The 20,450-nt window shown below is 64.9% G+C and carries 16 protein-coding genes; 12 read left to right on the forward strand and 4 right to left on the reverse strand.

Features of this window, described 5'->3' with window-relative positions:
• The first annotated feature begins 2 nt into the window (after positions 1-2).
• The 7 genes from ccoO to ccoS all read left to right on the forward strand — a co-directional run bounded on the left by ccoO (position 3) and on the right by ccoS (position 6,232).
• Complete coding sequence (ccoO, locus tag OCGS_RS12935) at positions 3-830, forward strand: cytochrome-c oxidase, cbb3-type subunit II (RefSeq protein WP_007427695.1); 828 nt, start codon at positions 3-5, stop codon at positions 828-830.
• A gap of 51 nt (positions 831-881) precedes the next feature.
• On the forward strand, positions 882-1,076 hold the full coding sequence (locus OCGS_RS12940) for a cbb3-type cytochrome oxidase subunit 3 (protein ID WP_420798915.1): 195 nt from the start codon (positions 882-884) through the stop codon (positions 1,074-1,076).
• A complete protein-coding gene (ccoP, locus tag OCGS_RS12945) occupies positions 1,069-1,950 on the forward strand; it encodes a cytochrome-c oxidase, cbb3-type subunit III (protein ID WP_007427697.1) in 882 nt (293 codons plus the stop codon). Before OCGS_RS12940 ends, ccoP begins: the two co-directional genes overlap by 8 nt.
• Before the next feature lie 121 nt (positions 1,951-2,071).
• Positions 2,072-3,490: a cytochrome c oxidase accessory protein CcoG gene (gene ccoG, locus OCGS_RS12950; RefSeq protein WP_007427698.1), complete on the forward strand. Its 1,419-nt coding sequence runs from the start codon at positions 2,072-2,074 to the stop codon at positions 3,488-3,490.
• Positions 3,487-3,939, forward strand: coding sequence for a FixH family protein (locus tag OCGS_RS12955; protein ID WP_007427699.1), 453 nt, complete (start codon positions 3,487-3,489; stop codon positions 3,937-3,939). The genes ccoG and OCGS_RS12955 overlap by 4 nt, the downstream gene beginning before the upstream one ends.
• On the forward strand, positions 3,936-6,071 hold the full coding sequence (locus tag OCGS_RS12960; RefSeq protein WP_007427700.1) for a heavy metal translocating P-type ATPase: 2,136 nt from the start codon (positions 3,936-3,938) through the stop codon (positions 6,069-6,071). The genes OCGS_RS12955 and OCGS_RS12960 overlap by 4 nt, the downstream gene beginning before the upstream one ends.
• A complete protein-coding gene (ccoS, locus tag OCGS_RS12965; protein WP_007427701.1) occupies positions 6,068-6,232 on the forward strand; it encodes a cbb3-type cytochrome oxidase assembly protein CcoS in 165 nt (54 codons plus the stop codon). The genes OCGS_RS12960 and ccoS overlap by 4 nt, the downstream gene beginning before the upstream one ends.
• On the opposite strand, the gene glgB is transcribed toward ccoS, so the two are convergent.
• The 4 genes from glgB to OCGS_RS12985 form a co-directional block, all read right to left on the reverse strand.
• A complete protein-coding gene (gene glgB / locus OCGS_RS12970; RefSeq protein WP_007427702.1) occupies positions 6,229-8,421 on the reverse strand; it encodes a 1,4-alpha-glucan branching protein GlgB in 2,193 nt (730 codons plus the stop codon). The genes ccoS and glgB overlap by 4 nt on opposite strands.
• Complete coding sequence (treS, locus tag OCGS_RS12975; protein ID WP_007427703.1) at positions 8,418-11,702, reverse strand: maltose alpha-D-glucosyltransferase; 3,285 nt, start codon at positions 11,700-11,702, stop codon at positions 8,418-8,420. The genes glgB and treS overlap by 4 nt, the downstream gene beginning before the upstream one ends.
• Positions 11,703-11,704: 2 nt before the next feature.
• Entirely contained in the window at positions 11,705-13,690 is a 1,986-nt protein-coding gene (locus tag OCGS_RS12980; protein WP_007427704.1) for an alpha-1,4-glucan--maltose-1-phosphate maltosyltransferase, read from the reverse strand.
• 66 nt (positions 13,691-13,756) lie between these two features.
• Positions 13,757-15,376: an alpha-amylase family protein gene (locus OCGS_RS12985; RefSeq protein ID WP_007427705.1), complete on the reverse strand. Its 1,620-nt coding sequence runs from the start codon at positions 15,374-15,376 to the stop codon at positions 13,757-13,759.
• A gap of 76 nt (positions 15,377-15,452) precedes the next feature.
• Between OCGS_RS12985 and OCGS_RS12990 the strand changes: the two genes are divergently transcribed.
• From OCGS_RS12990 to OCGS_RS13010, 5 genes are all read left to right on the forward strand, one after another.
• Complete coding sequence (locus OCGS_RS12990) at positions 15,453-15,947, forward strand: TRAP transporter small permease subunit (RefSeq protein ID WP_202948665.1); 495 nt, start codon at positions 15,453-15,455, stop codon at positions 15,945-15,947.
• On the forward strand, positions 15,944-17,476 hold the full coding sequence (locus OCGS_RS12995) for a TRAP transporter large permease (RefSeq protein ID WP_007427707.1): 1,533 nt from the start codon (positions 15,944-15,946) through the stop codon (positions 17,474-17,476). Before OCGS_RS12990 ends, OCGS_RS12995 begins: the two co-directional genes overlap by 4 nt.
• 12 nt (positions 17,477-17,488) lie before the next feature.
• The gene (locus tag OCGS_RS13000) at positions 17,489-18,550 is read left to right on the forward strand and encodes a TRAP transporter substrate-binding protein (RefSeq protein ID WP_007427708.1); all 1,062 of its coding nucleotides are present in this window, start codon (positions 17,489-17,491) and stop codon (positions 18,548-18,550) included.
• Between the two features lie 108 nt (positions 18,551-18,658).
• Complete coding sequence (locus OCGS_RS13005; RefSeq protein ID WP_007427709.1) at positions 18,659-19,789, forward strand: TRAP transporter substrate-binding protein; 1,131 nt, start codon at positions 18,659-18,661, stop codon at positions 19,787-19,789.
• Positions 19,790-19,858: 69 nt separating this feature from the next.
• Positions 19,859-20,440 (forward strand): TRAP transporter small permease subunit, encoded by a 582-nt coding sequence (locus tag OCGS_RS13010; protein WP_007427710.1) that lies wholly within the window; start codon positions 19,859-19,861, stop codon positions 20,438-20,440.
• Positions 20,441-20,450: the final 10 nt, after the last annotated feature.

Consider the following 20,450-nt stretch of genomic DNA (forward strand, 5'->3'; position numbering starts at 1 on the left):
GTATGGCAAAGAACCCCGACATTCCGAAGGCCGAGGACGATCCGAAGGTCAGCCAACTGAAGGATCTGCCCGACGAGATCCCCAACGAGCTGCCGCCCGAGACGGCGATCCTCGAGCGCCACAAGATCATCGAACGCAACGCGACGCTGCTGCTGGTCTTCTCGTTCCTGGTCGTGGCCATCGGCGGCATCGTCGAGATCGTTCCGCTATTCTACCTCGAGAACACCATCGAGGAGGTCGAGGGCATGCGCCCCTATACCCCGCTGGAGCTGACGGGGCGTGAAATCTACGTCCGCGAGGGATGCTATCTGTGCCACAGCCAGATGGTGCGGCCGATGCGGGACGAGGTCGAGCGTTACGGCCCCTACAGCTTGGCGGCCGAATCGATGTACGATCACCCCTTCCAATGGGGCTCCAAGCGCACGGGGCCGGATCTGGCACGGGTCGGCGGCCGGTATTCGAACGACTGGCATGTCGATCACCTGCGGGATCCGCAATCGGTCGTCCCCGAATCCATCATGCCGAAGTACGCCTTCCTCGAACAGGAACTCATCGACGGCAGTCAGGTGCAGTCGCTGGTTGCCACCCATAGGTTCGTCGGGGTGCCCTATACCGATCAGATGGTCGAGATGGCCGCCGCCGACTTCCGCGCGCAGGCGGACCCGGACAGCGACTATGACGGTCTGCTGGAACGGTACGGCGAGGATGTGAACGTCCAGAATTTCGACAGCCAGCCCGGCATTTCCGAAATGGACGCGCTGATCGCCTATCTGCAGATGCTGGGGACGCTGGTCGACTTCTCGACCTTCGTCCCCGACGAGAGCCGCTAGGGGAAGGGGATGGAGCTTTATACCCTCTTGCGCCAATTCGCGGACAGTTGGGTGCTGCTGGTGCTGACGCTGTTTTTCCTGGGCGTGATTCTCTGGGCCTTCCGGCCCGGCAGCCGGCCCATGCACGACGATGCCAGCCAAATTCCTTTCCGCAACGAACAACCCGCCGGCCGCGACCGCGACGATAGACCCGATCGCGACAGCAATCCCCGGACCGACAATCCGAAAGGGCATGAGAATGTCTGACAAGCACGACCCTCACGGTCGCGAAATCGACGACGAGACGGGAATCGAGACGACCGGCCACACCTGGGACGGCATCAAGGAGCTGAATAATCCGCTGCCTCGCTGGTGGCTGTGGACCTTCTATGCGACGACGGTTTGGGGCATCCTCTATACCATCTTCTTTCCGGCCTGGCCGTTGGTCAGCGGCGCCACGACAGGACTGCTGGGCTATGCGACCCGGACAGAAGTCGCCCGCGACATCGAGGCGGTCGAGACGGCCAATGCCGCCCTGACGGAACGGCTGGCGACCATCGAACTGGCCGCCCTGCCGTCCGAGCCCGACCTGCAACGCTTCGCGGTTGCCGGAGGCGCGGCGGTCTTCCGCACCAACTGCTCGCAATGCCACGGATCGGGCGCTGCCGGCGGCAAGGGATATCCGAACCTGCTGGACGACGACTGGATCTGGGGCGGCACGATCGACGACATCGTCTATACCGTCCGGCACGGCATCCGGAACGAACAGGATCCCGACGCGCGCTATTCCGAAATGCCCGTTTTCGGCGAAATCCTGGCGGACGAGGAAATCGCGGCACTGGTGCAGCATGTCCGTGCCATCAGCGGGCAGGATCACGATGCCGCCCTGGCCGCGGTCGGGTCCGAGCTTTTCCTCGACAACTGTTCTGCCTGTCACATGGAGGACGGAACCGGCAACCGGGAACTGGGCGCACCGAACCTGACGGATGCGATCTGGCTTTACGGCGGCGATACCGAGTCGATCACCGACACGATCCGTTATTCGCGCTATGGCGTCATGCCGCCCTGGACGCCGCGCCTGACGGATGCCGAAATCAACGCGGTCTCGGCCTATGTCCACCAGCTTGGCGGCGGCGAGTAACGTCCCCGCGAGCGGTGTGTTTCGAGGGCTGCCGCAGGGCGGCCCTTGATCTGCGTCAAGGCGCCCCGTGGCGCTGACAGGCTAGACGCGCCATAGATACACGCCGATCGAGGTGCGTCCATTGTCCGACACGTCCAAGCCAGCCCCCCTCTATGCCAAGCGCGAACCGATCTTCCCGCGCCGGGTGAAGGGGTTCTATCGGACGCTCAAATGGTGGGTGCTGATCCTGACGCTCGGCGTCTATTACATCACCCCGTGGATCCGCTGGGACCGGGGCCCGTTCCTGCCGGATCAGGCCGTGCTGATCGACCTGGCGAACCGGCGCTTCTATTTCTTCTGGATCGAGATCTGGCCGCACGAATTCTATTTCGTCGCGGGGCTGCTGATCATGGCGGGGCTGGGTCTGTTTCTGTTCACGGCGGCGCTGGGCCGCGTCTGGTGCGGCTATACCTGCCCGCAGACCGTCTGGACCGATCTGTTCATCCTTGTCGAACGCTGGATCGAAGGCGACCGGAACGCGCGTGTGCGGCTGTGGAACGCGCCTTGGACGGCCCGCAAATGGCGGCTGAGGATCACCAAATGGGCCGTCTGGCTGCTGATCGGGGTGGCGACCGGCGGGGCTTGGGTCTTCTATTTTGCCGATGCGCCGACCTTGCTGGCCGATCTGGTCACGCTTCAGGCAAACCCCGTCGCCTATATCACCGTCGCCATCCTAACCGCGACGACCTTCGTGTTCGGCGGACTGATGCGGGAACAGGTCTGCATCTACATGTGTCCGTGGCCGCGCATTCAGGGCGCGATGATGGACGAAGGCACGTTGACCGTCGGCTATCGTCATTGGCGCGGCGAACCGCGCGGCAAGCTGCGCGACACGCCCGAAGGCGACTGCATCGACTGCATGGCCTGCGTCAACGTCTGCCCCACGGGCATCGACATACGCGACGGCCAGCAGATGGAATGCATCACCTGCGCGCTGTGCATCGACGCCTGCGACGACGTGATGGCCAAGATCGGCCGGCCGCGCGGCCTGATCGACTATCTCGCGCTGTCGGACGAGCCGGCCGAGACGGCGGGCGTCAAGCCGCGTCCGGCCTGGCGCCATGTCCTGCGACCCCGAACCGTGGTCTACACCTCGCTATGGGCGGCAATCGGCGCGGGGCTGATCTTCGCCCTGTTCATCCGGCCCGATATTGATCTGACGGTCGCGCCGGTCCGCAATCCGACCTATGTGACGCTGGCCGATGGATCGGTCCGCAACACCTATGACATCCGGTTGCGCAATAAGCACGGGGATGCGCGCGTGTTCCAGATCTCCGTCACCTCTCCGGACCGGTTGAGCATCGAGCTGGAGGGGCAGGACGAGAACCGCGTGCTGGTGGACCCGGACAGCACCACGTTGCAGCGCGTCTATGTTACCGCCCGTCCCGACAATCCGGCCGCCGAAGCCGATACGACCGACGTGCGCTTCTGGGTCGAGGATCTGCTGTCGGGCGAACGTGCCTATAATGACAACGTTTTCAACGGAAAGGATGCGGAATGACACGCACGCTGACCGGGCGCCATGTCTTCGCGATGTTCGCTGGCGGGTTCGGCGTCATCATTGCGGTAAACCTCGTGCTGGCCACGCAGGCGGTTCGGACCTTTCCGGGGTTGGAAGTCGCGAACTCGTATGTGGCCAGCCAGCACTTCGACCGCGACCGGGACGCGCAGACCGCGCTGGGCTGGCAGGTCGAGGCGCATGTGGACCGCGGCGATGTGGTGCTGGACATCCGCGACGCGGCCGGGCCGGTCCAGCCTGACGAGCTGCATGCGGTGCTGGGCCGCGCGACCAGCGTGGCCGAGGATGTCGAGCCGGTCTTCGTCTTCGACGGCAAGGTCTGGCGCGCGCCTGTAGTGCTCGGCCCCGGCAACTGGAACATCCGTCTGACGGCCACGGCCCCCGACGGCACGCCTTTCCGGCAGCGGATCGTGCTGCACCACAAAGGATGAGCGTCGCGGCCTGCCCCGGCTGCGTGGCCACCCCAGCGGCGCGCGGCGACGCGGCTGCGCCCGGATTGGATGCGCTTGTCGTCTCGCTGCCCGACATTCACTGCGCGGCCTGCGTCGCCTCGGTCGAGCGCGGCCTGACGGCGCTGCCCTTCGTCACCGCCGCGCGGGTCAATCTGGGCCAGCGGCGGGTCCGGGTTTCGGTCACGCCGGGGGCCGGGATGCCCGACATTCTGGCGGCTCTGGGCGAATTGGGGCATGCGGCGCGGCCGCTCGATGCGGACCTGCTGCGCGCGCCGGCGGATGCCCGACTTTTGCGCGATCTGCTGATGCGGCTGGCGGTGGCCGGCTTTGCGATGATGAACGTGATGATCCTGTCGGTCGCCGTCTGGTCTGGCGCGACCGAGGCGACGCGGGATCTGTTCCACTGGATAAGCGCCGGAATCGCCCTTCCGGCCGTCGCCTTCTCGGCCCTGCCGTTCCTGCGCAGCGCCGGTCTGGCATTGCGGGTGGGGCGGGTGAACATGGATGTGCCGATCTCGCTCGCCATCGTTCTGGCTTGCGGCATGTCGCTGTTCGAAACCGCCTCGGGCGGGACGGAGGCGTATTTCGACGCGGCGCTATCGCTGACGTTCTTCCTGCTGATCGGCCGCTATCTGGAACAGCGTGTCCGGTCGTCGGCCCGGTCGGCGGCGCAGCAGCTTGCCGCGCTGGAAACGCCCTGGGCCACGCGTCTGATCGACGGGCGCCGGCAGGAGGTCCGCATCGACGCGTTGGCCATCGGCGACCGGGTCGCGCTACCGGTGGGGATGCGCGCGCCGGTGGACGGCATCGTCGTCAGCGGCACGGGGCAGATGGACCGGTCGCTTGTGACCGGCGAAAGCCGCCCCGCCACGGTCGCGCCCGGCGATACCGTCACCGCAGGTGAAGTCGTGATGAATGCGCCGCTGGTCATCCGTGCAACCAGCGTCGGGAACGACACGACGCTTCGCCAGATGGCCGCCATGGTCGAGGTGGCGGAAGGCAACCGGCATCGCTATGCGTCACTCGCCGACCGCGCGGCGCGGCTTTATGCGCCGGTCGTGCATTGCCTGGCGGCGCTGGCCTTCGCGGGATGGTATCTGGCAAGCGGCGACGTGCGACTGTCGCTGAACATCGCGATCGCGGTCCTGATCATCACCTGCCCCTGCGCGTTGGGGCTGGCCGTTCCCGCGGTTGGCACCGCCGCGTCGTCCGCGCTCTTTCGGTTGGGATTGCTGGTGAAGTCCGATACGGCATTGGAACGGCTGGCCGAAGCCGACCACGTCGTTTTCGACAAGACCGGCACGCTGACGGTCGCCGATCCCGGTCAGGCGGTCCTGCCGGAACTCGACCCGGCCGAATGTCAGGTTCTGCTGGCGCTGGCGCAGGTTTCGACCCACCCAGTGTCGCGCCGGTTGGCCGAGGCCGGGCGAAGGGCAGGGGTCGCGGCCGCGGAAGTGACGAACATCACCGAGACGGCCGGCGAAGGCGTATCGGGGTTCTGGGACGAGGTTCCTGTAACGCTGGGACGCGGCCCCGAGGGGACGGTGCTGCGGATCGGCGACCGCGTCGTCCCGGTGCCGCTGGCGGAAACGCTGCGGCCGGGGGCGCGAGAGCTTGTCCGCAGACTGGACGATGCAGGCATGGGGGTCGAGCTGGTCAGTGGCGACATTCCCGTCGCCGCCCATCGCATTGCCCGCGAACTGGGGATCGAGACGGTGCTGGCCGGTGTCCGGCCCGCCGACAAGGTCGCGCGGATTGCCGCGCTGTCGGACAACGGCCACCGAGTCCTGATGGTCGGCGACGGGTTGAACGACACGGCGGCACTGGCCGCCGCACATGTGTCGATCTCGCCCGCAAGCGCCGTCGAGGCGTCGCGCGCCGCGTCGGATATCGTGCTGTTGGGGGACGGGCTCGATCCCGTCGGCAGGGCCGTGGACATCGCCCGCCGCGCCCGCCGCCGGATCCTCGAAAACTTCGGCATCGCCGCCTGCTATAATCTTGTCGCGATTCCGGTCGCCCTGTCGGGCCACGCCAGCCCGCTCCTGGCGGCGCTGGCGATGTCGTCGTCATCCATCGTGGTAATCCTCAACGCGATGAGGGTGGCGCGATGAACGTCCTTGTCATCCTGATCCCGGTTTCCCTGATCCTCGGCGGACTTGGGCTGGCGGGGTTCTTTTGGACCTTAAGGCACGATCAGTACGAGGATATGGAAGGGGACGCCGCGCGGATCCTGCTGGACGACGACGACCCCCCTTCCGAACCCGAAGACTAGCCCTCGGGTCTGAGGAACAGGGTTCCCAAAGGCGGCAGGGTTATCGTCGCGCTGGCCGGCTGTCCGTGCATCGGATCGTCCACGGCCACGACGACACCGCCGTTCCCGGCGCCGGAACCGCCGTACTCGGACGCATCGGTATTCAGCGCTTCGGTCCACCGGCCGGCGGCAGGCATCCCCAGGCGGAACCCTTCGCGCAGGACGGGAGCGAAGTTGCAGATCACGACCACCGGATCGGCGCCGTCCGCCCCGCGCCGCACGAAACTGAACACGTTGTTGTCCGCGTCGCCGCCGTTGATCCACTGGAACCCATCGGGCGAACAATCGCGTTCGTGCAGACCGCGTTCGCGGGCGTAAAGGGCGTTCAAATCCCGCACCAGTTTGCGCAGACCCTCATGCGCGGGATCGTCCAGCAGATGCCAGTCCAACGATATGTCGTGGTTCCATTCGCGTTCCTGTCCGAACTCGCCGCCCATGAACAACAGTTTCTTGCCCGGATGGCCCCACATCCAGCCGTAATAGGCCCGCAGGTTGGCGAATTTCTGCCAGCGGTCGCCGGGCATCTTGCCCAGCATCGACCCCTTGCCATGCACGACCTCGTCATGGCTCAGCGGCAAAACGAAATTCTCGCTGAACGCGTAGTGCAGACCGAACGTCATCTTGTCGTGGTGGTATTTCCGGTTGATCGGGTCTTCGGCCATGTAGCTGAGCGTGTCGTGCATCCAGCCCATGTTCCACTTGAAGTCGAAGCCCAGACCGTCCTGTTCGACAGGACGGCTGACGCCCGGAAAGGCCGTGCTTTCTTCGGCAATCGTCAGCGCGCCGGGTGCCGCCTGGCGCACCAGCGCGTTGGTCCCGCGCAGGAAGTCGATGGCATCCAGGTTTTCGCGCCCGCCATAGCGGTTGGGGATCCACTCGCCCTCGTTGCGCGAATAGTCGAGATACAGCATCGAGGCGACGGCATCGACCCTCAGCGCATCGACGTGAAATTCCTTCAGCCAGTAGACGGCCGAGGATCGCAGGAAATTCGCCACCTCGCGTCGGCCGAAATTGTAGATCAGCGTGTTCCAGTCCTTGTGGAAGCCCAGCCGGGGATCCTCGTGTTCGTAAAGCGCGGTGCCGTCGAAGCGAGCCAGCCCGTGCGCGTCGGACGGGAAATGCGCCGGGACCCAATCGACGATCACGCCGATGCCGGCCCCGTGCAGCGTGTTCACCAGCGCGGCGAACTGCTCGGGCGTGCCGAAGCGCGAGGTGGGCGCAAAAAGGCCGATGGGCTGATAGCCCCAGGAGCCGCTGAACGGATGTTCCGAGACCGGCAGAAATTCGACGTGGGTGAAGCCCATCTCGGTGACGTAATCGACCAGCAGGTCGGCCTGGGTCGCATAGTCGAGGATTTCGCCATCCCCGCCCCGCCGCCAGCTTCCAAGATGCATCTCGTAGATCGAAACGGGCTTTTCGCGTGCGTCGCCCTGATCGCGATGCTGCACCCAGCCTTCGTCGGTCCAGTCGAACCGGATCGGCCCTTCGATCACCGAAGCGGTTTCCGGCGACACCTCGGACTTGAAGGACAGCGGATCGGTCTTCAGCGGCTGGATATGGCCATAGGCGCCGAGGATCTCGTACTTGTAAATCTCACCGCGCGTCAGGCCCGGAATGAACAATTCCCAAACGCCCGACGCTCCGCGGCGGCGCATGGGGTTGCGGCGGCCGTCCCAGGCGTTGAAGTGCCCCACCACGCTGACCCTACGTGCATTCGGGGCCCAGACGGCGAACGCCGTGCCTTCCATCCCTTCATGCGTGACGGGATGCGCACCCAGCTTGTTCCAAAGCTCCTCGTGTCGCCCTTCGGCCAGCAGGTATTCGTCCATCTCGCCCAGGAACGGCCCGAAACGATAGGGGTCGTCGCGTTCCCATTCGTGCTCACCGGCCTTCATCCGCAGGCGGTAATCGCCCAGCTTGCCCTTGATACGGCCGGAAAAGAAGCCTTCGGGATGCACGCGGTCCAGTTCGCCAAGCACCTTGCCCTTGCCGTCGATCACCCAGACCTGTCCCGCATCGGGGGCGAAGACGTTGACGACGGGGGCCTTGGCGTCACGCTGCGAGGGGCCCAGCACGGCGAACGGATCGCCGTGCTGTCCGCGCACGATAGCCTCCATCGTCGGGGCATCGGGGGCGATCGTTTCGGTCATTCGAATTCTCCGGTGTCGGGGACAAGGATGGCCTCCAGCCCGGCGAGAGGGATCTCGACCCAAGCCGGACGCATCGAAAGTTCGTAATCGACTTCGTAGGCGGCCTTTTGCAGCAGGAAGAGATCCAGCAGCGCCGTCGCAAATCTGTCGTCGTCGGGCCAGAGCGCGCTGCCCTTCATGGCGGCGCGGTAGGCATCGAGGAAGGCGCCCTGCGTCGCTTCGCGCCAGCCATCGACCATGGCAATCGCGCGGTCGGGGTCGGCGCCCGCCTCCAGCCGTTTGCGAAGCGCCGTCCATAGTGCGTAGTCGAACGACCGCAGCATGCCGGCAACGTCCCGAAGCGGCGAGGATTTCGCCGTCCGCTCCTCGAGCGAGCGGGACGGTTCGCCCTCGAAGTCGATGATGACGATATCGTTCTGCGCCACCAGTACCTGCCCGAGATGATAGTCGCCGTGGATACGGCAACTTGCGCCCGACGGGTCCATGTCGCGCAGGGACCGCAGCAGATTGCCCGCCGCTTCGCGGTGGGACAGGATCCGGTCGGCGCGTGCCTGCGCCGCTTCGGACAGGCTGGCGCGCGATCGTTGCAGCCTGTCCATCGTCGCGGCCAGTTCGGTTTCGACCTCGTCCGTCCAGACGCGCACCTGATCCCGCGTGATCGGTTCCGAAGCGAAACTGTTCGACCCGCTGCCCAGCGCGATATGCAACTCGGCCGTCCTGCGGCCCAGAACCTCGCCCAAATCCAGCGGACCGCCCATCACGATGGGCGTCTCGTCGTCCTGCGCCCGCAGGTCGTGGGCTTCCATCTCGCGGTCGAGCGCGTCGGTGACGTAGGTCCACGCATCGCCCTGGTTGCGGACGAATTCCGACGCCGCAGCCAGGGTCGTCACCTGGCCGTCGGCATCAGTCCAGTCGATGGTGCCCAGCAGGCGGGGCGAATTGGCGAAGTCGGTTTCCTCGGTCAGGAAGCGCGCGATCTCGATATCCGGCTGAATGCCGGGCCGCAGACGGCGATAGAGCTTCATGATGACCGCATCGCCGAATGCGATGGATGCGTTGGACTGTTCCATCGACAGCAGCCGCGGTTCGCCCGCCTTCTCGACTTCCGCCAGATGCGAGGTGGATGTGAAGGCGATCCTGCCCTCGTCCGTCTCCATCTCCTTGCCGCCGCGCATCGCGTCGAGCAGGGCTTCGGCCATCGCCTCGTCGGACGCGCCGTCAAGAATGGCACCGACCCGGTTCGTCTGGCGCAGCTTGGCCAAGGTCGCAGGCAAACGGGGCGAGAGCGTCAGTGCCGTTTCGCCCCAGACAGCGGAAAGCGGCAGGAAATACCGCTGCATGTCGTTATCGACCTCGACCTCCACAACGGAGATCATGTGCTTGCCGTTGTCGAATTCGGCCAGGCGCCGCAACTCCGTCTTGCCGAGCCGCTTGCCCTTGCCCGCGAACCACCGTTGCAGCGGCAGGAACCGCGGCAGCACGCCGCGGACGAAGTCGGCCCCTTCCCGTCCCGTCAGCGCCGTGGAAAGGCGGCCGTCGCGGGTCGTCAGCGTCAGGAATTCAGGAAGCATCGGTGCGATCGGGGTATGCCATTGCGGAGCCTCGCTTTCGGCGGCCAGCAGGAACCAGTAGAAGCCATAGGCCGGCAGCGTGATCAGGTAGGGCAGATCGCCGATGGGCGGGAACGGGGATTGTCCGGTCAACTCGACGGGAACGCGCCCTGAATAGTCGCTGAGGTCGATCTCCGTCGCCTGCGCCGCCCGGCTGAGGTTGGCGACGCAAAGCACCGTATGCCCCTCGTGGTGACGCAGATAGGCCAGAACCTTGCGGTTGGCGGGATAGAGCAATTCGATATTGCCGCGCCCGAACAGGTCATGGCGGCGGCGCACGCCGATCATGCGCTTCATCCAGTTCAGAAGCGAGGACGGCGAGGATTGCTGCGATTCCACGTTGATCGCCTGGAAACCGTAAACCGGATCCTGGATCGTGGGCAGGTAAAGTCGCTGCGGATCCGTCCGGCTGAAACCGGCATTGCGGTCGGCGGACCATTGCATCGGGGTTCGCACGCCGTCCCGGTCGCCGAGGTAGTAATTGTCGCCCATGCCGATCTCGTCACCGTAGTAAAGGACGGGCGTGCCGGGCATCGACAGAAGCAGCGAGTTCAGCAGTTCGATCTTGCGGCGGTCGTTCTGCATCAGCGGCGCAAGGCGGCGCCGGATTCCCATGTTGATCCGGGCGCGCTTGTCGCTGGCATAGGTATCCCAAAGGTAATCGCGTTCGCGGTCCGTCACCATTTCCAGCGTCAGCTCATCATGGTTGCGCAGGAAGATCGCCCATTGGCAGTTTTCGGGAATGGCAGGGGTCTGCCGGATGATGTCGGTGATGGCGTGACGGTCTTCCTGCGCCACGGCCATGTACATCCGCGGCATCAGCGGAAAATGGAACCCCATATGGCATTCGTCGTCGTCGCCGAAATAGGGACGCGTATCCTCGGGCCACTGGTTCGCCTCGGCCAGCAGCATGCGGCCATCGTAATGCTTGTCCAGATCGGCGCGAATGGCTTTCAGGACATCGTGCGTCTCGGGCAGGTTTTCATTGTTGGTGCCGTCACGCTCGACCAGATAGGGGATCGCATCCAGACGCAGCCCGTCCACCCCCATGTCCAGCCAGAAATGCATGACGTCCAGTACCGCTTCCAGCACGGCCGGGTTGTCGAAGTTCAGGTCGGGCTGGTGGCTGAAAAAGCGGTGCCAGTAGAACTGCTCGGCCACCGGATCCCAGGACCAGTTGCTGGGTTCCGTGTCGGTGAAGATGATCCGCGTCTTGTCCATCCACTTCTGATCGTCGTCGGACCAGACGTAGAAGTCCCGTTCGGGGCTGCCCTTGGGGGCGTGGCGCGCGCGCTGGAACCATTCGTGCTGGTCGCTGGTGTGATTGATGACCAGTTCCGTGATGACTTTCAGACCCCGCCGGTGCGCTTCGTCCACGAAGGCGCGGAAGTCGTCCATGTCGCCGTAGCTTGGATTGATCGCCTTGTACTCGGAAATGTCATAGCCGTCGTCGCGCAGGGGCGAGGGATAGAAAGGCAGGATCCATATTGCCGTCGCGCCTAGGTCCTGCACGTGGTCCAGCCGCTGCATCAGGCCCTTGAAGTCGCCGATGCCGTCGTTGTTGCTGTCCATGAACGCCTTGACATGAAGCTGGTAGATCAGCGCGTCCTTGTACCAGTCTGCTGGCTCCACCGACGTGTCGGCGGGCTTGAGTTGTGCGGATACGTTCATTCTCAGGCCTTTCCGGGCGGGATCAATCGCCAGATGGCATAGGGGCGCTCATCCGGGTCTAGGCGCAGCGTATGATGCTTGCCGTGCCATGTGAACCGGTTGCCGTGGATCAGATCCTCCACCTCGATCGAGGCTTCGTCGGGAAGACCGAACTCCCACATGGGCACCTCGAACCCGAACTCGGCCCCGGCATGAGGGTCCAGCAGGACGTGGAAGAACACGTAATTGTCGGTCGCGGGGTCGAGGCGTCCGTACCACATGACCCGGTCGTCATGCGCCGGATAAAAACGCAGGTTGGTAAAATCGCGCATGGCGGGTTGATCGCGCCGGACGCGGTTGATCAGGCGGATGTCGTCCTTGATGTTGCCGGGCGCGTCGAAGTCGCGGTGCCGAAGCTGATACTTCTCGCTGTCGAGATATTCCTCGCGCCCCGGCAACGGCGTTCCCTCGCAAAGCTCGAATCCCGAATAGAGGCCCCAGTTGCCCGCCAGCGATGCCGCGAGAATCGCACGAGTACGGAAGCCCGCCCGCCCGCTGGACTGAAGGAAGATCGGGTTGATGTCGGGCGTGTTGACGAAGAAGTTCGGCCGCATGGTGTGGCGGCATTCTTCGGTCGTCAACTCGGTCAGATATTCCGTCAGTTCGTCCTTGGTGTTGCGCCAGGTGAAATAACTGTAGGATTGGTTGAAACCCACCTTCGCCAGCCGCTTCATCACCTTGGGCCGGGTGAAGGCTTCGGACAGGAAGATCGCTTCGGGATGGCGGGCGTGAACCTCGTCGATGATCCACTCCCAGAACGGGAAGGGTTTGGTATGGGGGTTGTCCACGCGGAAGCACAGCACCCCGTGCGACGCCCAGAACAAGAACATGTCGCGAATGGCGATCCAGAACGGCCTGTTGGGGTCGCCATTGTCCAGGTAGTACCGGAAGTTGACAATATCTTCGTATTTCTTCGGCGGGTTCTCGGCGTATTTGATCGTGCCGTCGGGCCGCCGCTCGAACCAGTCGGGATGTTCTTTCACCCACGGATGATCGGGCGACGCGTTCAAGGCCACGTCGATCGCAATCTCGAGGCCCTTGTCCGCCGCTGCCGCGACCAGCGCGTCGAAATCGTCCAACGTGCCCAGTTGCGGATGGACGTCCATGTTCCCGCCATCCTCCGATCCGATGGCGTAGGGGCTGCCGATATCGTCCGGTTCCGCCTTCAGCGAGTTGTTTTTGCCCTTGCGGTTTGTGCGCCCGATAGGGTGGATCGGCGGGAAGTAGAGAACGTCGAATCCCAGATCCTTCACGTAATCCAGCCGATCGATCACCGTGCGGAACGTGCCGTGCTGGCCTTCGGGCCCGGTCGAGCGAGGGAAAAGTTCATACCAGGCGCTGAACGCGGCGAGTTCGCGATCCACCCAGACGGGCAGATCTCGGTCGTATTGCGTCAGGTTCGCGCGCGGTCCGATGCGGTCCATCAGATCGGCCGTTTCGTCCGACATTAAGGCGTCCTGCGCATTCTTGCCACTGGCCGCCTTGCGCAGCGATTTTAGCGCCCGCAGGTCGGCACCCTTTGCCTCGGCCCGGTCGAGGATTTCAAGGGCTTCCTGGATCTCGACGCCGACATCCTGCCCGGCCGCGATCTTCTTTGCCGTATCGCGCCGCCAGGCGGCGAACAGGTCCCGCCAGGCGAGGATGGTATATTCGTGGCGGCCCAACTGATCGAAGGTCAGCGTCGCGCGCCAACGGTCGTTCTCGACATGGCGCATGCGCGCTTCGGTCCAGGTCTTGCCGCCAGCCTGCCGGGACATGACGCTGGCGCCGAACACCTCGTGACCGTCGCCAAAAAGATCCGCCTCGACCACGAAGGGACGGTCGATGACGGCTTTTGCTGCGAACCGTCCGGCGTCGATTTCCGGGTCGATCGCCTCGATTGCCATGCGGTTTGCCGCAAGCCCGCTCAGGCGGCTCATGGCGGCGGAATCGACCTTCGGCGGCTTCATGCAATCACGTCCTCTTGTTGGGCATCCCGCTGCGGAACGCGGCAGGCATGGGGTCGTTCCATCGGTTCAGGCGTCGGCAAGGCGTATCCAGCGCCAGCCATAGGGATCCAGATGGCGATCCGGGGCCTCGGATCCCCCGCTGGCGGCGACCAGAACGCGCGCGCCTGTCAATAGTTGCGGATCAAGGCGGACTTCGCGTCGTTCGGCGGAAAGGTTGTGCAGCGTCAGGACGCGGCCCGCCTTCCACTGTGACAACAGCGCCAGAACGGCGCTGTCGCCCGCATCGAGGATCTCTGCGCCGCCCCAGCCGATCTCGACGGCCGAACGGCGTTCGCGCACAAGTCGCTGGACCAGCGACACCAGCGAATGCGGATCGCCCCGCTGGTCGGCGACGTTCGCCGTCTGCGGCCCTCCCGGTTCGGTGGCGATGGAACGGGCCAGCCGCGAGGCGCTGGAAAAGCCGCCATTCTCGCCATCCGACCACTGCATCGGGGTGCGGACCGGATTGCGCTCGTTCAGGTCTGCATTCTCGCCCATCCCGATCTCGTCGCCATACCACATGACGGGCGTTCCCGGCAGCGCGAACAGCAGCGAATGCGCAAGGTCCAGCCGCGCGCGGTCGTGGCCCAGCATCGGCGCCAGCCGCCGTCGGATGCCTCGTCCGTAGATGCGCATCGACTCGTCGGGCGCCAGCGCGGCGAAGACCTCCTCCCGCTCGGCATCGCTCAGCTTGTCGAGGCTCAGTTCGTCGTGGTTGCGCAGGAACACGGCCCACTGGGCCTGCAACCCGGCGCAGGGCGGCCGCGTTCGCAGGGCCTCGCGGATCGGTTCGGCATCGCCGCGCACGAAGGCCAGCCACATGCGCTGATTCAACGGAAAGTCGAACAGCATGTGCATGCGTTCGTCGGCATGGAACGCACGGCCGCCGAAGTAATCGTCCACGCTGTCGCGCGGCACGTTCGCCTCGGCCAGCATGATCGCGCCCGCCTTTCGCCACGCCAGGAAATCGCGCATCTCGGACAGCAGCAACAGCGGGTCGCGGTCGGGTTCTTCGTCCAGCCCTTCGTATTCGATCAGGAACGGCACGGCGTCGATGCGAAACCCCTCGACCCCCAGTTCCAGCCAGCAGCCCATGATCCGCAGGATTTCCTCGCGCACCAGGGGGTTGGCGATGTTGAGGTCGGCCTGATGCGAATAGAAGCGGTGCATGTACCAGGCGCCTGCCTTGTCGTCATGCGTCCAGACCGCTTCCTGCACGCCGGGAAAGATGATGCCCTTGGCGATGTCGTCCGGTTTGTCGCGGCTCCAGACATACCAGTCGCGATAGGGGCTGTCGGGGTCGCGCGCGCTTTGGAACCACGGGTGATCGACCGATGTGTGGTTGCACACCAGATCGACCATCACCTTCATCCCGTGATCCCGCGCGGCGCGGCTGAACTCGACGAAATGTCCCAGACTGCCGAAGGCCGGATCGACATTGTAGAAATCGGTGATGTCGTACCCGTTGTCCCTGTTGGGGCTGGGATAGAACGGGTTGAGCCACAGCGTCGTGACACCCAGCCCTTCGAGATAGGCCAGCCGGTCCGTCAGGCCGCGAAAGTCGCCTGTTCCGTCGCCGTCGCCGTCCATGAACGTCTCGACATCCAGGCAGTAGATGACGGCGTTCTTGTACCATAGATCCAGCATCGGAACCCTCTCCTTCGGTCTGCGGGCGCTTGCGCCGCCCGTCCGGTCCGATCAGATTGCCCGCGAAACACGGGGCATGACAATGATCGGCGGCTATCTGAAGGTCTGCGGCTGGCTGGACATGGCTGCCAGGATCCTGTGCGGGGTGGCGGCGGTCGGCCTGACCGGCCTCGTCCTCGGCATCGTGGTGCTGCGCTATGCCTTCGGAGCGGGCTTTGTCGAGCTTCAGGATGCCGCGACCTATGCCTTCGCGGTTCTGGTGGCGTTCAGCATTCCCGTCTGTCTGGCGCAGAACGGTCATGTGCGGGTCGAGGTTCTTTCGGAACGCCTGTCGCCCCTCTATCGCCGCACCGCCGACAGGGTCGCGCTGGCGGCGTTCCTGATCCCGGTCTTCGGGCTGGTCGTCTGGGCCTACTGGCCCGAATTGCGCTATAGCTGGGCGATCCGCGAAGCATCCGTCGAAACCGGCGGGCTGGGCGGATTGTTCGTCGTCAAGACGGCGCTGCCCGTCGCCGCCCTGCTGACCATCGTGCAAGGCATCGCCGCCAACATACGCGGGGATGCCGCATGACCGGCAACGAGATTGCGCTGCTATTGATGATCGGCAGCCTTTTCGCCGGGATCCTGTCGGGCATTCCCGCCATGCTGGCCATTGCCGGGGTGCCCTTCGTCGCGGCCCTTCTGGGGTCCGTCTTCGGTGTGTTCGACCTGACCTTCCTGTCGTTCTTTCCCGCGCGGGTGTGGGGGATCATGTCGAACACCCTGCTGATGGCGGTGCCGCTTTTCGTGCTGATGGGGGTGCTGCTGGAACGGTCCGGACTGGCGCAAAGGATGCTGGGCGTGCTGAACGACCTTGTGCGCGGCAGCCCGCGCGGCATCGCGCTGGCGATCCTGGCGTTCTCGACCCTGATCGCGGCGGCGACAGGCATCATCGGGGCGACGGTGGTGATGCTGGTGCTGATCGGCCTGCCCGCCATGCGCGAGGCGGGCATCCCCAAGCGTCTGTCGGCCGGCATCATCTGCGCCAGCGGGACGCTGGGCCAGATCATCCCGCCCTCGATCCTGCTGGTCCTGCTGGGCGACCAGATCGGCAATACCTATCTCGAAGCGCAGCAGCGGGCGGGCAACTTCGCGCCCGATCCGGTTTCCGTCGGCGATCTCTTTGCCGGCGCCCTGATGCCGGGGCTGATGCTGGTGGCGCTCTATGCAGTATTTATTGCGCTGACGTTGCGACCGGGCCGGGGCGTGCCGTTGCTGGACCGCCGGACGGTTCCGGCGCGTGTGCTGGCCTTCACCTTCCTGCCGCCGATCCTGCTGATCGTCGCGGTCCTGGGCTCGATCCTGGCAGGCGTCGCCACGACGACCGAAGCCGCCGGCCTGGGTGCCGTCGGCGCGCTGCTGCTGGCGGGGCACGGGCTGGCGGGGCGATGGGGCCGCCGGCTGATCGTCGGGGCCGGCATCGCCTCGCTGGCGCTGGTCGCGTTGCGGATCGGCGATGCGGGGCGCGGCCTGGCGACGGCGGCGGGCGCGCTTGCGATGCTCGCCGCGCTGGTGATCGCGGCGGGCGTCCTCTGGGCGGGTTGGCGGCTGTGGCGGGGCCGGATCCTGGCCGGCGCAGTGGACGAAACCGTCAGGATCAGCGGCATGGTCTTCGGCATCGTCGTCGCCGCCTCGATGCTCAGCCTGGTCTTTCGCGGGTTCGGCGGCGACGAATGGGTGTCGCTGGCGATCGCCGACCTTCCGGGCGGCACCGGGACGGCGCTGGCGATGGTCATGCTGGTCGTCTTCCTGTTGGGCTTCATGCTGGAGGCGGTCGAGATCATCTATATCGTCGTCCCGCTGCTCGGCCCGCCGATCCTGGGCGGCGACATCAGTCCGGTCTTCTTCGGCGTCCTTCTGGCGATGAACCTGCAAACTTCCTTCCTGACGCCGCCTTTCGGGTTCGCGCTGTTCTATTTCCGCTCGGCCGCGCCGCGCGACATCAGCACGGCGGACATCTATCTGGGCGTCGCGCCCTTCGTGGGCTTGCAGATTTTGGCGATCGGCATTCTGATCGCATGGCCGGAACTGGCCACATGGCTGCCCGGACTGATCTTCTAGGGGGGAAACGACATGAAGCGCAGGGATTTCATCGCCGTCGGCGCGGGGGCCGCGGCGCTGCCGCTGGCCGCGCCCGCCATCGCGCAGGGCAACATGCAGTGGAAGCTGCCCACCGCCTTTCCCAAGAACGCGCCAGGCGTCGGCACCAACGTCACCAACTTCGCCGACAAGGTCGCCGCGATGTCGAACGGGCGGCTGACCTTCACCGTCTACGGCGCGGGCGAACTTGTGCCGCCCTTCGCGGTCGAGGATGCCGTGCAGCAGGGCAATGCCGAGGCGGGACACGGGCCGACCTATTACGCGGCCGGCAAGAACCCGGCGCTCCACTGGTTCACCGCCGTTCCCTTCGGGATGACCAGCAACGAACATGTTGCATGGCTGGAACATGGCGGCGGTCAGGATCTGTGGAACGAGGTCTATGCCGAACGCGATCTGGTCCCGTTCTATTCGGGCAACTCGAACACCCAGTCGGGCGGCTGGTTCAAGAACCGGGTCGAAGGGCTGGACAGCCTTCAGGGCCTGAACATGCGCATCGCCGGGCTGGGGGCCGAGATCTACCGCAAGCTGGGCGTCAACGCCGTGCTGATGCCCCCGCCCGAGATTTTCCAGGCGATGCAGTCGGGTGCCATCGACGCCGCCGAATGGGTCGGCCCGATGCTGGATCAGGCCTTCGGGCTGCAAAAGATCACCAACCTGTGCTATCTGCCCGCCTTCAACGAACCGGGGGCCGGTCTGGCCGTGGTCTTCAACAAGGATGCCTGGGACAGCCTGCCGGCCGATCTTCAGGCGATCTGCAAGAATGCGGCCCATGCCGCCGCGTTGGAAAACCATGCCCAGTTCGACTATTACAACGCGCTGGCCATGGCCGACCTGAAACGGGAAGGGGTGGAGTTTCTGGCCTTTCCCGACGACGTCGTCGCCGCGATGCGCGATGCCTGGGCCGAAGTGCAGGACGAGTTGACGGCGCAGTCGGACGACGTGGCGCGTGTGCGCGAAAGCTATGACGCCTATCTGGCGCAGGCGCGCGATTATGCCGCGGCGATGACGCTGCCGATGCTGGCCGGGCGCGACTGACGGCCAGGGGGCCGCGCGACGAAAGGCTTGCACGGTCCGGCAACACTGTCCAAGGTGCCCTGCAAGGTCGCCGGAACGCGCGGCCACCGCAACATCTGGGAGGATGAGATGTCCGACAAGTCAGCCTATTCGCGCCGGTCTTTCCTGACCCGTGGCGCGATGGCCGGGGGTGCCGCGACTGGCGCCATGCTGGCCGCGCCCGCCGTTCTGGCGCAAAGCCCGATGGTCATCAAGATGCAGACGGCCTGGCCGTCTTCCAACATCTGGCAGGAGATGGCGCAGGATTACGCCAACCGGGTCGAGGAGATGTCGGGCGGATCGCTGACGATCGACCTGCTGCCGGCGGGCGCCGTGGTGGGCGCCTTTCAAGTTCTGGACGCGGTGAACGACGGCATCCTGGATGCCGGCCATGACGTTCCCGTCTATTGGTATGGCAAGAACAAGGCGGCATCGCTTTTCGGCACGGGTCCGGTTTTCGGCGGGTCGGCGGGAACGATGCTGTCGTGGTTCTACGAAGGCGGCGGCGCCGAATTCTATCGCGAGCTGACGCAGGACATCATGGGCCTGAACATCGTCGGCTACATGGCCTTCCCGATGCCGGCGCAGCCCTTCGGCTGGTTCAAGAACGAAGTGAACACCGTCGACGACATTCAGGGCTTCAAGTATCGCACCGTGGGTCTTGCGGCCGATCTGATGCAGTCGATGGGAATGAGCGTCGCGCAGCTTCCGGGCGGCGAGATCGTTCCCGCGATGGAACGGGGCGTTATCGACGCGTTCGAATTTAACAACCCGTCTTCCGACAGGGATTTCGGCGCGCAGGACGTGGCCAAGAACTACTATCTCGGATCCTATCATCAGGCGTCCGAAAGCTTCGAGTTCCTGTTCAACAGGGACTTCCTCGAAGATCTCGACCCCGCGCATCAGGCGATTCTGAAATACGCGGTCGAGGCGGTATCGACCGCCAACACCGCCAAGGCGATGCGGCGCTATTCCGAAGATCTCAAGTGGTTCCAGGAAAATTCGGGCGTCACCGTCCACCGCACCTCGAATGAAATCCTGGCCGCCCAGATCGAGGCATGGGACAAGCTGATTCCCGAACTTGAAGCCGACGAGTTCATGAAGCGTGTTCTCGACAGCCAGCGCGCATGGACCGAGCTTGTCACCTATTACGAGCTGATGAACGCGCCCGATTACGCGCTGGCCTATGAACACTACTTCCCCGGCAAGCTGAAACTCTGAGCACTTCCGGCGACGGACCGGCGGCCCTTTAGCGGGTCGCCGGCAGCCGCGTGCAGAACGGATTAGGACGTGTCCCGTTACATCGCATTCGCCGATGCCCTGTCGGCCGCTTTCGGCAAGGTGTTCGGCTGGCTGGTGATCTTGATGACGTTCGGGGTCAGCTATGAAGTGTTCGTGCGCTACGTTCTCAACAGCCCGACCCCCTGGTCGCTGGACGTGTCGTTCATCATGTACGGCACGCTGTTCATGATCGGCGGCGCCTACACCCTGTCGCGCGGCGGCCATGTGCGCGGCGACTTCCTCTATCGCCTCTGGCCGATCCGGGTTCAGGCAGGCGTCGATCTGGTGCTCTATCTGGTCTTCTTCTTTCCCGGCATCCTCGCGCTGATCTTCGCGGGCTGGAAATATGCCTCGCGGTCCTGGGGTTACGGCGAGGTCAGCGTCAACAGCCCCGCCGGCATCCCGATCTATCAATTCAAGTCCGTGATCGTCGTGGCCGGTATCCTGCTGTTCATCCAGGGGATCGCGCAGGTCTTCCGCTGCATCATCGCCCTGCGGGATGGCGTCTGGCCCGCCGCCGCCGAGGATGTCGAGGAAACCGAGGTTCTGGCGATGAACCGCGCGGCGGGTCATCACCCCGACATGGAATGACGTCCGTTTT

The organism is Oceaniovalibus guishaninsula JLT2003 (assembly GCF_000299575.1).
In the GTDB taxonomy this organism is placed as follows: Bacteria; Pseudomonadota; Alphaproteobacteria; order Rhodobacterales; family Rhodobacteraceae; genus Palleronia; species Palleronia guishaninsula.